This window comes from Streptomyces sp. NPDC056948, from assembly GCF_042674225.1.
Classification (GTDB): domain Bacteria; phylum Actinomycetota; class Actinomycetes; order Streptomycetales; family Streptomycetaceae; genus Streptomyces; species Streptomyces purpurascens.
The window spans coordinates 1-14684 of sequence record NZ_JBHUQX010000234.1; the positions used below are offsets into that span (position 1 = coordinate 1).

Sequence of the window (14684 nt, forward strand, 5' to 3'; positions counted from 1 at the left end):
CTCTTCAGGAGCTACCGAACCGTCAGGAGCTACCGAACCGTCAGGCCTCGGAGCCGGCCTTCCAGTCGGCCCAGCTCATGTTCCAGCCGTTGAGGCCGTTGTCCGGCGCGACCGTCTTGTCGCCGGTGTTCTGGACGACGACCACGTCACCGAGGATCGAGTTGTTGTAGAACCACGCGCCCGGCGTCTTCGGGTCGTCGGCGCCCTTCGCGTCCTGGAGGCCGACGCAGCCGTGGCTGGTGTTCACACCGCCGAAGATGGACTTCGCGCCCCAGTAGTTGCCGTGGATGAAGGTGCCGGAGCTGGAGAGGCGGATGGCGTGCGGCACGTCCTTGATGTCGTACTCGCCCTTGCCGTCGTCGTCCGTGAAGCCCACGGTCGCGCCGTTCATGCGCGTTTCCTTGAACTTCTCGGACATCACCATGATGCCCTCGTAGGTCTTGTTCTCGGGCGAGCCGGCGGAGATCGGGATGGTCCGCACGGTCTTGCCGTCCTGCGTGATCTTCATCTGCTTGGTCTTCGCGTCGACGTACGAGACCTGGTTGCGGCCGATCTTGAAGGTGACCGTCTTCTGCTGGACCCCGTAGACACCCTCGGCGCCCTCGACACCGTCGAGCGCGAGCTTCAGCGTGACGGTGGAGCCTTCCTTCCAGTAGTCCTCGGGGCGGCAGTCCATGCGGTTGGCGCTGAACCAGTGGCAGGCGACCTCCTGGCCGCCGGTCGTGCTGACCTTGATGCCCTTCTGGACGGCGGCCTTGTTGGTGATCGCCTTGTCGAAGTTGATCGAGACCGGCATGCCGACGCCCACGGTTTGGCCGTCGTCCGGCGTGAAGTTGCCGATGAAGCTGTTGGCCGGGGAGACCGTGGTGAACGAGGCGTTCTCGTGGGCGACCCGGCCGTCGGAGTCCTTGGCCTCGGCGGCGAGCTTGTAGTTCGTGGAGCGCTCGAGCTGGGTGCTGGGCTTCCAGCTCTTCTTGTCGGCGGATATCTGGCCGCTGACCTCCGTGCCGTCGGACGCCGTCATAGTGACGTCCGTGAGCGTGCCCTTGCGCACGGTGACGCCGGCGGCGTTGTTGATGGAGGCGTTGTCCGAGCCGTCCTCGGGCGTGATCTTGATCTGGGCCGCGGAGGTCTTCTTGGCCGCGGCCTCGTCGACCTTCGACTGGGAGCTGTCGCCGCCGTCACTCCCGGAGGCGTTGTCGTCGCCGCCCGTACAGGCCGAGAGTGCCAGCACTCCACCGAGCAGTGCGGACGCGACCGCCAGGCCCTTGCGCCGCTTACTGACCGTTATCACACGCTTCTCCATCGTTGCCGATTTCCCCAAGATCCCGAGTGTGTCCCCGTCAAAGACCAAGTGCCCCCGCGTGGACTCGTGAGTCCTCGTCGAGACCTTTCAACGCTACGACCGGTTCGTCCGGTTCCCCAGGTGACACAGGTGTGGGGATCACCACGTCCGCGGCGCGGATGGTGCTGGTGCGGTCGGTGCGTCGCTTGAGACGACGAAACCCCGGGCGGCGGTTGCCACCCGGGGTCATGTTTTCCCCAAGTCGCCTCAGCCGGCCGCGTGCGCCCGGCTTCCGCCGTCCCCTTCGTCACTGTCGTCACTGTCGTTCAGGTCGTACTCGCCGTCATCATCATCCTCGTCGTAGTCCCAGTCCGGCGAATCGGGGTCGTACTCGATCCGCTCGCTGCTCCAGGAGGCCTGCTGGAGTTCGACCCCCGGGACCTGGCTGACCAGGTCGAACGGGTCCACGAGGTACGCGAGGGCCTCCGCGGTGTCTTCCGTCACAGCGCCCTCGGCGTGTACCCGTTCCGACGCCGGCAACTCGGCGTCGTCGGCGATCCGGCGCAGCGCGGACTTGGTGACCGCGTCCGCGTCGCCGACCTCCAGAACGAGTTCCACCCGAACCCGTACAAAACGTGATGTCTCAGGAGTGCTCATGGCGGGAGCGTACGTCCAGGATCTCCCGTGACTTTCCCGTGACCCGCGCCTTTTACTAACATCACCCCACACGGCCAATTCGCCAGTGCCACAAGGGGATCGATATTCCGTGTCATCCGCTCGCCGTCCGTTGCTGACCACCACCGCCGCAGCGACCCTGCTGGGCGCCCTGTGGTTCGTCCCGTCCGCCAACGCGACGTCGGACTCCCCGGTGAGAGACGCCGTCTCGGCGAGCCCGTCGCCGCAGGTCACAGAGCAGGCGCGGATCGCGGCCACGACCGCGGGCGACTCCGTCACCGACACCCGCCTCGCCGATACGGGCAGCTTCGACAGCACGCCCTACGTGGTCGGCGGCACGCTGTTCCTCACGCTGGGCGCGGGCTTCGTCGCCTATTCGGTGCGCCGGGAACGACTCGGCTTCTGAGCGCACTTGGCGCCGGGGCGACCGCCCCGGGGCCCGGCCACCCGGCAAGACCCCGGCCGCGTTCGTCGTACTGACTACTGGAGCGGCCCCGTGACCGTCTCCACCGCCGCGAGCAGCCGCCCGTCGCGCACGAACGCGTCCGCGGCGGCCAGGTCGGGCGCCAGGAACCGGTCCGGTCCGGGGCCCTGAACTCCCGCTTCCCGTACGGCGTCGATGACCGCCCGCGTCGCGGGCGCCGGTGTCAGACCCTCGCGCAGTTCGACGGCGCGCGTGGCGGCGTACAGCTCGACGGCCAGGACACGGGTGAGGTTGTCGACGGCCGTGCGCAGCTTGCGCGCCGCCGACCAGCCCATCGAGACATGGTCCTCCTGCATCGCGGAGGACGGGATCGAGTCGGCGGACGCCGGTACGGCGAGCCGCTTCAGCTCGCTCACCAGCGCGGCCTGCGTGTACTGAGCGATCATCAGGCCCGAGTCCACACCGGCGTCGTCGGCCAGGAACGGCGGCAGGCCGTGGCTCCTGTTCTTGTCGAGCAGCCGGTCGGTGCGCCGCTCGGCGATGGAGCCGAGGTCGGCGGCGGCGATGGCGAGGAAGTCCAGGACGTAGGCGACCGGCGCCCCGTGGAAGTTGCCGTTGGACTCCACGCGCCCGTCGGGCAGCACCACCGGGTTGTCCACCGCCGAGGCCAGTTCGCGGTCGGCGACCAGCCGGGCGTGGGCCATGGTGTCCCGCCCGGCCCCGGCGACCTGCGGGGCGCAGCGCACCGAGTAGGCGTCCTGGACGCGCGGGGCGTCGTCCTGGTGGTGCCCGGTCAGGCCCGAACCCTTCAGCACGGCCAGCATGTTGGCGGCACTGGCGGCCTGCCCCGGGTGCGGCCGGATGGCGTGCAGTTCGGGGGCGAGGACCCGGTCGGTGCCGAGCAGGGCCTCCAGCGACAGGGCGGCCGTGATGTCGGCGGTCCGGTAGAGCGTGTCCAGGTCGGCCAGGGCCATGACCAGCATGCCGAGCATGCCGTCGGTGCCGTTGAGGAGGGCGAGGCCCTCCTTCTCGCGCAGTTCGACCGGCTGGATGCCGTGCGCGGCGAGGAGTTCGGCGGCCGGGCGTACGGCACCGTCGGGGCCCTCGGCGTCGCCCTCCCCCATGAGCGCGAGCGCGCAGTGGGACAGCGGCGCGAGGTCGCCGGAGCAGCCGAGGGAGCCGTACTCGTGCACGACCGGGGTGATACCGGCGTTGAGGAGATCGGCCATAGTCTGCGCGACCTCGGGCCGTACGCCGGTGCGCCCGGAGCAGACGGTCTTCAGCCGCAGGAACATCAGGGCACGTACGACTTCCCGCTCCACCCTCGGCCCCATCCCGGCGGCGTGCGAGCGGACGATGTTGCGCTGGAGCTGTGCGCGCAGCTCCGGGCTGATGTGCCGGGTCGCCAGGGCCCCGAAGCCGGTGCTCACGCCGTACACGGGGTCCGGCTTGGCCGCCAGCGCCTCCACGATCTCGCGGGCCGCGGCGAGGGCGGCCACCGCCTCCTCGGAGAGCTCGACGCGGGCGCCGGCACGCGCCACGGCGAGCACGTCGGACGCGGTCACGCCGGACGCCCGCCCGTCGCCCACCACCACCCTTTCAAGGCCGCGCTTCGCGCCTTCCCCGTCCACCACAGTGTGCATATCCATATTCAGGAGCGTACGCAGTGAATTCGATGATGTCACCACTGGGGGCGGGGTTCACCCCTTACCGATGCGTCACATCCCCGGGCCGCTCCCCGAACGGCTACGGCGCGTGCCGCCCGCGGAATCGCCGGCGTTCTCCGTCGGCCCCCTGGGACGGCTCGTCCGCCAGCCGCATGACGGGATCATCGGGCCCGGCCCGGCCCGCGACCACCGGCCGGGCGGCCCGCTCGGCCTTGGCCCGGTACTGGGCCGCGTCCGCGAGCCGGAACAGCCGCCGCGCGGAGCGTACGGGCCCGATCGGGTCCTCGGTGGAGGCGACCCCGCAGGCCACGCCGTCCCCGAGCTCCAACTCGGACGCCCGGCGGCACAGTTCGCCGGCCGCCTTCACGACCTGGTCGGCGGGCGGCCCGACCGCGAGCAGACAGAACTCGTCCCCGCCGAGCCGCGCCGCCAAGGCCCCCGGCAGCATGGCCCCGCACAGCGACAGCACCGAGCCGAAACGCTCCAGGAGCCGGTCGCCGACGGCGTGCCCATGGGTGTCGTTGACCCGCTTGAGCCCGTTCAGATCGCAGACGACGAGGCTGACCACCGCGCCGTCCCTGCGGTGCCGCTCGATCGCCTGCTCCAGGCGTACGTCCACGGCACGACGGTTGGCGAGCCCCGTCAGCGCGTCGGTGAACGCGAGCCGCCGGGCCTCCTCCAGCCGCTCGGTCTGGGCGATACCGGCGGCCACGACGGAGGCCAGGACGGTGGCGAAGTCGGCGTCGGCCCGCTCGAAGACGGCCTCACCAGCAGGCCGGGCGACGTACAGCTCGCCCCAGGCCCGCCCGTGCAGCACGATCGGCGCGACCACGCAGCAGCCGCGGCCCCGGCGGCGCAGGGCGGCGACGCGCTGGTGGCAGTACCCGGGACGCCGCCCGGCGGCGTGCCCTTCGGCGGTCTCCACCCACGCGTCGGGCTCCCCGCCCCCCGCCGCCCACTGCTCGTGCAGGAACTCGGTGATCTCCGCGAACTGGTGCACCGGATAGGCCTCGTCCTCCGGGAACTCCTCTTCCCCGTGGGCCAGCGCACCGACGTTCACGAGGACTTTCAGCCGCCCGAGCTCCCGCTCCCACACCGACAGCGCGGCAAAACTCCCGCCCAGCGCCCGGCACGCCCCGGCAGCCGCCGCACGCCACGCCTCACGCGGCCCGTGCGCAGCCGCCATCCCCTGAGCCAACGCGACGACGGCCACCAGCCGTCTGTCCTCACCCATCACTCCAGGCTAGGGACTTTTCAGCCAATCCGTTCTGTTGACGACGCGAACGGGGACGACCAAGCTGCGGGCATGCGTGCCGCTAGGGGCGGCACGGGTGGGCGCAGCGGCACCCCGCAACGCCGGGCTGCGCACCCACCCGCCCCCAGCAGCAACGCCGAGTACCGGCCAACAAACCCCAGCTCACTCCCCAGGCCACTCCGGCTTGCGCTTCTCATTGAACGCCGCAACCCCCTCCGCCCGGTCCCCGGAAAACGCCACCGCCCTCCACGCCGCGTCCTCCACCTCAAGCCCCGCCCGCAGATCCAACCCCTGCCCCAACCGCAACGCCCGCTTCGCCGCCCGCAACCCCACCGGCGAATTCCCCGCGATCCGAGAGGCCAGCTCCAACGCCGCCTCCCGGTCCCGCCCCTCCTCCACCACCTGATCGACCAACCCCAACTCGCCCGCCTCGACGGCCTCCACCCGCCGCGCCGAGAAGATCAGCTCAGCCGCCCGCGCCGCCCCCACCCGACGCGGCAGCAACTGCGTGCCCCCACCCCCGGGAATCACCCCCACCGACACCTCCGGCAGCCCCACCACCGCCGTACGGTCCGCCACGATCACGTCACACGCGAGCGCCAGCTCGAAGCCACCCCCCAGCGCGAACCCGTGCACCGCCGCCACCGTCGGCACCGGCACCTCCAGCACCCCGGTGTACGCCCCACGCGTCACCGGCCGCTGCCGCACCAGATCCGCGTCGCTGAACGAGTTCCGCTCCTTCAGATCGGCCCCCACGCAGAACGCCCGCTCATGCGTCGAGGTCAGCACGACCACCCGTACGTCCCGGTCCTCCCCCAGCGCCGTACACGCACCGGCGATGGACCGCGCCATCCCGGTCGACACGGCGTTCATGGCCTTGGGCCGGTCGAGGACGAGCTCCGCGACATGCCCCTGCTCATGCCGCCGCACCAGCACGAACTCCCCGAACCGTTCCTCGTTCATGACACCCTCCGGTTAACGCGGGTTAACAACCTCACCGCCCCGATCATCGCAGCCGCACCCTCCGCACGAAAGAGCGGACGCGACCGGTTCCCGCCCCCTCGCCCGCCCACCCGTTCGAGTGACATCACCTCAATTCCGGCCCGACCACCCATGGGAGCGCATAGCGTGCGTCCGCCAACGGCGCACAGGGGGCGCGTGCGCATCGGGGAGGAACCGTGATGAGGACGAACACGCCGACGAGGCCACAGCGGGACACCGGGACCGCCACGGCGCCCCGCCGAAAGGAGCCGACCGCACCCGCCGAGCCGGCCCCGGCGGAAACCGCCCCCTTCACCCCCCGCGTCCGAGGCCGCCACCGCAAGCCCCGCTCCCACAAGGCCCTGCTCGCCGCCGGCGGCCTCGCCCTGGCCGCCGGCGCCCTGAGCCTCGTACGCCTGGCCTCCGTCCCGGGCCCCGACGGCGTCGGCAGCGTCGAGGCCGAACCCCGCCCGGACCCGGTCACCACCGGCACGGACCAGACCGCCGACACCGCCGCGACCTTCCCGGCCACCGCCCCCGAGGTCAGCCCCTCGTCACCCACGGTCCTGGGCGGCCTGACCCCGTCCCCGGCCACCAGGGGCACACGACCGGCCCCGCCCGCCGCGACCGGCACCCGAGGGGCCACCACGACCGCCGCTCACCGGCCCACGACCATCCCCGACACACCGAACACCCCGGTACCGGCCACCCAGGGCAACGCCCCACGCCCGACCCCGGCCGCGCCCGCTCCTCCGAGCGGGACCACGCCCGCCCCGGCGCCCAAGCCCAAGCCCAAGCCCGAGCGGCCGAAGAAGCCGGACGACCCGGGCCTGTGCGTGCCGGTCATCGGCCTGTGCGTGGACACGCCGGGCCGCCGCGACTGACCGCGTCTGTCAGCCCAGGTCCCGCCGCGTGAGCAGCCACGGCTCCACGACGCCCAGCCCACGCACCGGCCGCTGCCACATCGGCTGCAACGCGAACCGGTACTCCGGAGGCTCCTCGCCCTCCTTCTCCGCCGCCGCGGCCTCCTCGGCCGCCTCCGCCTCGGAGGACGGTGCGTCCTGCGTGCGGATCAGCTCCTCGGCGAAGGCGGTGTCGACGAGGACGGCGTCCTTCGGAGCTATCGAGGTGAGCCGGGAGGCCAGGTTCACGGTCGTACCGAAGACATCGCCCATACGGGTGGTCACGGTGCCGAACGCCATGCCGACGCGCAGCTCCGGCATCGTCTCGTCGTGCGCCATGGTCTCGATCAGCCGCAGGGCGATCTCGGCGGCGACGCCCGCGTCGTCGGCGGCGTACAGCACCTCGTCGCCGAGAGTCTTGATCAGCCGTCCGCCGTTCGCGGCCACCAGGTCGGCGGCCGTGGTCTCGAAGGCCTCGACCAGCTCGCCGAGCTCCTCCTCCTCCATGCGGCGGGTGAGCCGGGTGAACCCGACCAGGTCCGCGAAGCCGACGGCGAGGCGCCGGTCGACCATCTCCTCGTCGTCGGCTGCCTGCACGACCCGTCCGGCCGAGGCGGCGAGCTGACGCCGCCAGACATAGACGAGGAACTCCTCCAGCTCGGGCAGGAGCAGCTCGACGATCGGGTACGTCACCTCGGTGCGGGTCATGCCCGGCTCGGGCGGCTCGGTCAGCCCCTCCAGGAACGAGTCGATCTGCCACTCGGCGAGCCGTGCGGTGGTCTGCCCCGTGGACCGGGCCACCTGTACGGCCATCGCCTCGCTCAGCAGCCCCGCCTCGACGAGGCCGGCGAGGCGCCGCAGGGCGAGTACGTCCGCCTCGGTGAGGGCCTTGGCCTGCCCGATGTCCGCGAAGCCCATCGCCCGCCAGAAGCGGGAGGCCAGTTCCATGGAGACACCGGCGCTGCGGGCCGCCTGAAACGGGGTGTACCGGCGCTCGGCCCCCAGAATGAGCCCTTCGAGGCGCAGGGCGAGCGGGTCCTCGCCGGGGTCGGCGCCCTGCGCGTCCGTGCCGGAATCCGGGTCTTCGACGGTCACGCGTGCTGCCCTTCCGATCTGTCACGGTCATGTATCGACCGGCCTCAACTCTACGGCAGGTGTGCGCCAGCTCACTCCGTCAGGCCTCGCTGCGGGCATGCTTGCCGCCAAGGGCGGCACGGGTGGGCGCAGCGGCATCCCGCTACGCCGGGCTGCGCACCCGCCCGGCCTCAGTCAGGCGGGCCTCAGGTGCACGATGTCCCCCGCCCCCACCGGCTCCTGCACCCCCTCCTCCGTAGCCAGCACCAACCGCCCGTCCCCGTCCACGGCCACGGCCTCCCCCACGACGCCCCGGTCCCCCGGCAACTCCGCCCGCACGGTCCGCCCGAGCGTCGCGCACGACGCCGCATACGCCTTCTGCAGCCCGCTCACCCCCGGGTCACCCCCCGCCTCACGCCACTTCCCGTACCACTCCTCCAGAGAACGAAGCACGCCCCGCAGCAACGGATCCCGATCCGTACTCACCGCCCCGGCCAGCCCCACCGACCCCGCCGTCGGTACGGGCAGCTCGTTCTCCTTCAGCGAGACATTGATGCCGACCCCGATCACGACCCCGTCGTCACCGGCCCGCTCGGCGAGGATCCCCCCGGCCTTGCGTTCCTCGCCCCGCACCGTGACCAGCACGTCGTTCGGCCACTTCAGGGCCGTGTCGACACCCGCCGCGCGCGACAGCCCCGTCGCCACCGCCACGCCTGTGAGCAGCGGCAGCCACCCCCACCGCCCCACCGGCACCTCGCTCGGCGTGAGCAGCACGGAGAAGAACAGGCCCGACCGCGGCGGCGCCGTCCACTGCCGGTCCAGGCGGCCGCGCCCGGCCGTCTGCTCCTCGGCGACGAGCACCGCGCCCTCGACGGCCTTGCCCTCGGCCGCACGGGCCACGAGGTCGGAGTTGGTGGAGCCGGTGCGCTGCACCACGTCCACCTCCGACCACAGCCCTCCCTCCCGCACCAGCCCCCGGCGCAGGGCGGTGACATTGAGGGGCGGACGGTCCAGGTCCGACCAACGGCTACCGTTCGGCTCTCTCGGCTCTGATGCATCTTGCGGCGTCATGCAAGCCACCCTAGGTGTGGTAAACGCCGCACTGCCGACCCGAGGGCACCGCACTACTCTACGGATGAGTAACCGTCCCCCCTTTTGAGCAGGCAGGGAGCCGCATCCCGATGTCCGAGCCGGAAGAGCTGCAGCAGCCTGACATTCATACGACCGCGGGCAAGCTCGCGGATCTCCAGCGCCGTATCGAGGAAGCGACGCACGCCGGCTCCGCACGCGCCGTCGAGAAGCAGCACGCCAAGGGCAAGCTGACGGCTCGTGAGCGGATCGAACTCCTCCTGGACGAAGCCTCCTTCGTCGAGCTGGACGAGTTCGCCCGGCACCGGTCCACCAACTTCGGACTGGACAAGAACCGCCCGTACGGCGACGGCGTCGTCACCGGGTACGGCACCGTCGACGGCCGCCCCGTCGCCGTCTTCTCGCAGGACTTCACGGTCTTCGGCGGGGCACTCGGCGAGGTCTACGGCCAAAAGATCGTCAAGGTCATGGACTTCGCCCTGAAGACCGGTTGCCCGGTCATCGGCATCAATGACTCCGGCGGGGCCAGGATCCAGGAGGGCGTCGCCTCACTCGGCGCCTACGGCGAGATCTTCCGCCGCAACACCCACGCCTCCGGCGTGATCCCGCAGATCAGCCTGGTCGTCGGCCCGTGTGCCGGCGGGGCCGTCTACTCCCCGGCCATCACCGACTTCACGGTCATGGTCGACCAGACCTCGCACATGTTCATCACCGGGCCCGACGTCATCAAGACGGTCACCGGCGAGGACGTCGGCTTCGAGGAGCTGGGCGGAGCCCGCACCCACAACGCGACCTCGGGCGTGGCCCACCACATGGCCGGGGACGAGAAGGACGCCATCGAGTACGTCAAGCAGTTGCTGTCGTACCTGCCGTCCAACAACCTCGCCGAGCCGCCGGTCTTCGCGGAGGAGGCCGACCTCGAGATCACCGACGAGGACCGCGAGCTGGACGTCATCGTCCCGGACAGCGCGAACCAGCCGTACGACATGCACGCGGTGATCGAGCACATCCTGGACGACGCCGAGTTCTTCGAGACGCAGCCGCTGTACGCGCCGAACATCGTCACCGGCTTCGGCCGGGTCGAGGGACACCCCGTCGGCATCGTCGCCAACCAGCCGATGCAGTTCGCGGGCTGCCTCGACATCACCGCCTCCGAGAAGGCGGCCCGCTTCGTGCGGACCTGCGACGCCTTCAACGTCCCGGTCATCACCTTCGTGGACGTCCCCGGCTTCCTGCCCGGCGTCGACCAGGAGCACGACGGCATCATCCGCCGCGGCGCCAAGCTGATCTACGCCTACGCCGAGGCCACCGTCCCGCTCATCACGATCATCACGCGCAAGGCCTTCGGCGGCGCCTACGACGTCATGGGCTCCAAGCACCTGGGCGCCGACCTCAACCTCGCCTGGCCCACCGCCCAGATCGCCGTCATGGGCGCCCAGGGCGCGGTCAACATCCTGCACCGCCGCACCATCGCCGAGGCGGAGGCGAGCGGCGAGGATCTCGAGGCGGTCCGGGCCCGGCTGATCCAGGAGTACGAGGACGCCCTGCTCAACCCCTACGTCGCGGCCGAGCGCGGCTACGTCGACGCGGTGATCATGCCGTCCGACACCCGCTGCCATGTCGTACGGGGTCTGCGTCAACTGCGTACGAAGCGGGAATCCCTGCCTCCGAAGAAGCACGGCAACATCCCCCTCTAGCCCCAGGAGGCACACATGACGATCAAGGTCGTACGGGGCAACCCGACCCCGGAGGAGCTGGCCGCCGCACTGGCGGTGGTCAGGGCCCGCGCCGCGGCGGCGGCAGAGACCCCGCCCGGCGCACCGGCCCCCCGCGACTCCTGGTCCGACCCGTCCCGCATCGCATCCCACCGCCTGCCCCAGCCGGGGCCGACGGCATGGGGCAGGACTTACTGGCCGGCCTGAGCACTCAGCAGGGCGGGGCGCCGATTTGAGTACCTCTACTCAGGCGCCCCGCCCAGCCAGGCCGCACGCTGGACTCATGCTGTGGTCCGACCCCGAGAACGAACCGCCGAAAGAACTCCGCGACATGCAGGACATGCTCCGGCGGCTGGGCGTTCTCATGGCGTTGGCCATGTTCGTGGCCATGCTCGTGATCGGCGTGAGGTGAGTCGGCCTCGCCCATGTGACTAACCTGACTGCATGACTGCTCAGCGCCGCAGGCGACTCGTCCTCGCTTCCCAGTCCCCCGCCCGGCTCGGACTGCTCCGCCAGGCCGGACTCACCCCCGAGGTGATCGTGAGCGGTGTCGACGAGGACGCCGTCACCGCTCCCACCCCCGCCGAGCTGGCGCTCGCCCTCGCCGAGGCGAAGGCCTCCGTCGTGGCGGCCCGGCCGGAGATCAAGGGCGCACTCGTGATCGGCTGCGACTCGGTGCTCGACCTGGACGGCCAGGCCCTCGGCAAGCCCGCGGACGCCGAGGAGGCCACGGCCCGCTGGAAGTCGATGCGCGGCCGCGCCGGCACCCTCCAGACCGGCCACTGCGTCTACGACACGCTCACCGGCCGCTATGTCTCCGCCACCGCGTCCACGGTCGTCCACTTCGGCGACCCGACGGACGAGGAGATCGCCGCCTACGTCACCTCCGGCGAACCGCTCTACGTCGCCGGGGCCTTCACCCTGGACGGCCGCTCGGCCCCGTTCATCAACGGCATCGACGGCGACCACGGCAACGTGATCGGCATCAGCCTGCCCCTGGTCCGGCGGCTCCTCGCCGACCTGGGCGTCGGCATCACGGAGTTGTGGGCGCCGGCGGAGCGATGACCGGCTCGGCCGGGCGGTCGTACGTCATCAGCAGCAGGACGATCAGGCCGAGCACCAGCATCATGAACAGGAACGCGGGCCAGCCGACGAGCCCCCACGTGAAGGCGCCCAGCAGCCCGTGCACGACCGCCGCGCTGATCAGCAGCACGCGCCCGAGGCCCGCCGGGGGGCGGTCCCGCAGCGCCACGAGCAGGGCGACCAGGCCGCACAGCGCGTAGTAGAGGCCGAAGGCGATCCCGCCGATCTTCGACGACATCGACATCATGTGCGGATCGAGCCCGGCCAGGGACATGTCCTGCCGGTCGACGACGACCCCGAGGAACCAGTTCAGCGCGGCGATGCCGAACGCCTCGCCGAACAGCACCAACGCCACGACCCATGCCACCGGCCTGCGCACCACCGGGCCCACCCTCTTACCCCTAGTACGTTCGAGACATCGCGAACGCTACTGACAGGTAAACCCTGGGACAAGGGTTCTGCGGCGGGCAAAGAATCATTGGGCCATTCGTAGGGACTCCACAAAGAAACGGAGTGGCCCGCAGCACGTGATGACAGAGACCTTGACCACAGGAGACGGCTAGGGTTTCCCGCAGGAGTGCTGCGTACCGCGGTGCGACAAGGGATTTCGCGGGTCGAGCGAGCCTCGCATCACGCTCCGTGTGGGCAAGCTCACCACTGGGGACGGGTCGAAGTGTCGTGTCGGCAGTCCCTAAACTCGGCTTGTTTCAAGGAGGGAGCCTCATCGTGCGCAAGGTGCTCATCGCCAACCGTGGCGAAATCGCTGTCCGCGTTGCCCGGGCCTGCCGGGATGCCGGCATCGCGAGCGTGGCCGTCTACGCCGACCCGGATCGGGACGCTCTGCATGTCCGCGCCGCGGATGAGGCGTTCGCCCTGGGCGGTGACACCCCGGGCACCAGCTATCTCGACATCGAGAAAGTGCTGAAGGCCGCGCGGGAGTCGGGCGCGGACGCCATCCATCCCGGCTACGGCTTTCTCTCCGAGAACGCGGACTTCGCACAGGCGGTCCTGGACGCGGACCTGATCTGGATCGGCCCGCCCCCGCAGGCCATCCGCGACCTCGGCGACAAGGTCGCCGCCCGGCACATCGCGCAGCGCGCGGGCGCCCCGCTGGTGGCGGGCACGCCCGACCCGGTCTCCGGCGCCGACGAGGTCGTCGCCTTCGCCGAGCAGCACGGTCTGCCGATCGCCATCAAGGCGGCCTTCGGCGGCGGCGGTCGCGGCCTGAAGGTCGCGCGCACGCTCGAAGAGGTGCCCGAGCTGTACGACTCGGCGGTGCGCGAGGCGGTCGCCGCCTTCGGGCGTGGCGAGTGCTTCGTCGAGCGCTACCTGGACAAGCCGCGGCACGTGGAGACCCAGTGCCTGGCCGACCAGCACGGCAACGTCGTCGTGGTCTCCACCCGTGACTGCTCCCTGCAGCGCCGGCACCAGAAACTGGTCGAGGAGGCTCCTGCCCCCTTCCTGTCCGACGCGCAGGTGGAGGAGCTGTACTCGTCCTCCAAGGCGATCCTGAAGGAGGCCGGCTACGTCGGCGCGGGCACCGTCGAGTTCCTCGTCGGCCTCGACGGCACGATCTCCTTCCTGGAGGTCAACACCCGTCTCCAGGTGGAGCACCCGGTCACCGAGGAGGTCGCCGGCATCGACCTCGTCCGCGAGATGTTCCGCATCGCCGACGGCGAGGTGCTCGGCTACGACGACCCGGCGCTGCGCGGCCACTCCTTCGAGTTCCGCATCAACGGCGAGGACCCGGGCCGCAACTTCCTCCCGGCTCCCGGCACGGTCACGACGTTCGCCCCGCCTTCGGGCCCGGGTGTCCGCCTGGACGCGGGCGTGGAGTCCGGCTCGGTCATCGGCCCGGCGTGGGACTCCCTGCTGGCCAAGCTGATCGTCACCGGCCGCACCCGCGCGGAGGCCCTGCAGCGGGCCGCCCGCGCGCTGGAGGAGTTCCAGGTCGAGGGCATGGCGACGGCGATCCCGTTCCACCGTGCGGTGGTGAAGGACCCGGCGTTCGCCCCCGAGCTCACCGGCTCGTCCGACCCGTTCACGGTCCACACCCGCTGGATCGAGACGGAGTTCGTCAACGAGATCAAGCCCTTCGCCGCACCGGCCGACGCCTCGGAGGCGGAGGAGGAGCTGGACCGCGAGACGGTCGTCGTCGAGGTCGGCGGCAAGCGCCTGGAGGTCTCCCTCCCGGCCTCGCTGGGCATGTCCCTGGCCCGTACGGGCCTGGCGGCGGGCGCCAAGCCCAAGCGCCGCGCGGCCAAGAAGTCGGGCCCCGTCGCCTCCGGCGACACCCTCGCCTCCCCCATGCAGGGCACCATCGTCAAGGTGGCCGTCGAGGAGGGCCAGGAGGTCAAGGAGGGCGACCTGGTCGTCGTCCTCGAGGCGATGAAGATGGAACAGCCCCTCAACGCCCACAGGTCGGGCACGATCAAGGGCCTGAGCGCGGAAATCGGCGCATCGGTCACATCCGGCGCGCCCATCTGCGAAATCAAGGACTGACACAACACGAAACGGGCGGGCAGGCGCACAAG

General features: G+C 71.1%; 15 protein-coding genes. 7 read left to right on the forward strand and 8 right to left on the reverse strand.

The features are described from left to right. Window positions 1-40: 40 nt before the first annotated feature. Window positions 41-1306 carry an Ig-like domain-containing protein gene (locus ACFTZL_RS27085; protein WP_382587804.1) on the reverse strand — a complete coding sequence of 422 codons (1266 nt, stop codon included), beginning with the start codon at window positions 1304-1306 and terminating at the stop codon, window positions 41-43. A 246-nt stretch (window positions 1307-1552) separates the two neighbouring features. Further along, complete coding sequence (locus ACFTZL_RS27090) at window positions 1553-1903, reverse strand: hypothetical protein (RefSeq protein ID WP_382587806.1); 351 nt, start codon at window positions 1901-1903, stop codon at window positions 1553-1555. 148 nt (window positions 1904-2051) lie between these two features. Between ACFTZL_RS27090 and ACFTZL_RS27095 the strand changes: the two genes are divergently transcribed. After that, on the forward strand, window positions 2052-2366 hold the full coding sequence (locus ACFTZL_RS27095) for a hypothetical protein (protein ID WP_382587808.1): 315 nt from the start codon (window positions 2052-2054) through the stop codon (window positions 2364-2366). 74 nt (window positions 2367-2440) lie between these two features. On the opposite strand, the gene hutH is transcribed toward ACFTZL_RS27095, so the two are convergent. From hutH to ACFTZL_RS27110, 3 genes are all read right to left on the reverse strand, one after another. Then, window positions 2441-4033, reverse strand: a complete 1593-nt coding sequence (hutH, locus tag ACFTZL_RS27100; RefSeq protein WP_382587810.1) for a histidine ammonia-lyase — start codon at window positions 4031-4033, stop codon at window positions 2441-2443. A gap of 97 nt (window positions 4034-4130) precedes the next feature. Then, on the reverse strand, window positions 4131-5285 hold the full coding sequence (locus ACFTZL_RS27105; RefSeq protein WP_382587812.1) for a diguanylate cyclase domain-containing protein: 1155 nt from the start codon (window positions 5283-5285) through the stop codon (window positions 4131-4133). A gap of 183 nt (window positions 5286-5468) precedes the next feature. Then, a complete protein-coding gene (locus ACFTZL_RS27110) occupies window positions 5469-6269 on the reverse strand; it encodes an enoyl-CoA hydratase/isomerase family protein (RefSeq protein WP_382587814.1) in 801 nt (266 codons plus the stop codon). 218 nt (window positions 6270-6487) lie between these two features. Here ACFTZL_RS27110 and ACFTZL_RS27115 point away from each other — a divergent pair, with 218 nt between their 5' ends. Continuing rightward, window positions 6488-7171 carry a hypothetical protein gene (locus ACFTZL_RS27115; RefSeq protein ID WP_382587816.1) on the forward strand — a complete coding sequence of 228 codons (684 nt, stop codon included), beginning with the start codon at window positions 6488-6490 and terminating at the stop codon, window positions 7169-7171. Window positions 7172-7180: 9 nt separating this feature from the next. Here the strand turns inward: ACFTZL_RS27115 and ACFTZL_RS27120 are convergent, their stop codons facing one another. After that, complete coding sequence (locus ACFTZL_RS27120) at window positions 7181-8284, reverse strand: adenylate/guanylate cyclase domain-containing protein (RefSeq protein ID WP_382587818.1); 1104 nt, start codon at window positions 8282-8284, stop codon at window positions 7181-7183. Between the two features lie 174 nt (window positions 8285-8458). Next, window positions 8459-9334 (reverse strand): biotin--[acetyl-CoA-carboxylase] ligase, encoded by an 876-nt coding sequence (locus ACFTZL_RS27125; RefSeq protein WP_382587820.1) that lies wholly within the window; start codon window positions 9332-9334, stop codon window positions 8459-8461. Between the two features lie 110 nt (window positions 9335-9444). Between ACFTZL_RS27125 and ACFTZL_RS27130 the strand changes: the two genes are divergently transcribed. The 4 genes from ACFTZL_RS27130 to ACFTZL_RS27145 all read left to right on the forward strand — a co-directional run bounded on the left by ACFTZL_RS27130 (window position 9445) and on the right by ACFTZL_RS27145 (window position 12132). Beyond that, window positions 9445-11049 carry an acyl-CoA carboxylase subunit beta gene (locus ACFTZL_RS27130; protein WP_382587822.1) on the forward strand — a complete coding sequence of 535 codons (1605 nt, stop codon included), beginning with the start codon at window positions 9445-9447 and terminating at the stop codon, window positions 11047-11049. Window positions 11050-11064: 15 nt separating this feature from the next. After that, window positions 11065-11274 (forward strand): acyl-CoA carboxylase subunit epsilon, encoded by a 210-nt coding sequence (locus ACFTZL_RS27135; RefSeq protein WP_382587824.1) that lies wholly within the window; start codon window positions 11065-11067, stop codon window positions 11272-11274. Window positions 11275-11350: 76 nt separating this feature from the next. Further along, entirely contained in the window at window positions 11351-11479 is a 129-nt protein-coding gene (gene mmpB, locus ACFTZL_RS27140; RefSeq protein WP_255961279.1) for a morphogenic membrane protein MmpB, read from the forward strand. 32 nt (window positions 11480-11511) lie between these two features. After that, on the forward strand, window positions 11512-12132 hold the full coding sequence (locus tag ACFTZL_RS27145; RefSeq protein WP_382587826.1) for a Maf family protein: 621 nt from the start codon (window positions 11512-11514) through the stop codon (window positions 12130-12132). Here ACFTZL_RS27145 and ACFTZL_RS27150 read toward each other — a convergent pair. Further along, window positions 12101-12532 (reverse strand): hypothetical protein, encoded by a 432-nt coding sequence (locus ACFTZL_RS27150; RefSeq protein ID WP_382587828.1) that lies wholly within the window; start codon window positions 12530-12532, stop codon window positions 12101-12103. The two genes, ACFTZL_RS27145 and ACFTZL_RS27150, sit on opposite strands and share 32 nt — an antisense overlap. 344 nt (window positions 12533-12876) lie before the next feature. Here ACFTZL_RS27150 and ACFTZL_RS27155 point away from each other — a divergent pair, with 344 nt between their 5' ends. Continuing rightward, on the forward strand, window positions 12877-14652 hold the full coding sequence (locus tag ACFTZL_RS27155) for a biotin carboxylase N-terminal domain-containing protein (RefSeq protein WP_382587829.1): 1776 nt from the start codon (window positions 12877-12879) through the stop codon (window positions 14650-14652). Window positions 14653-14684: the final 32 nt, after the last annotated feature.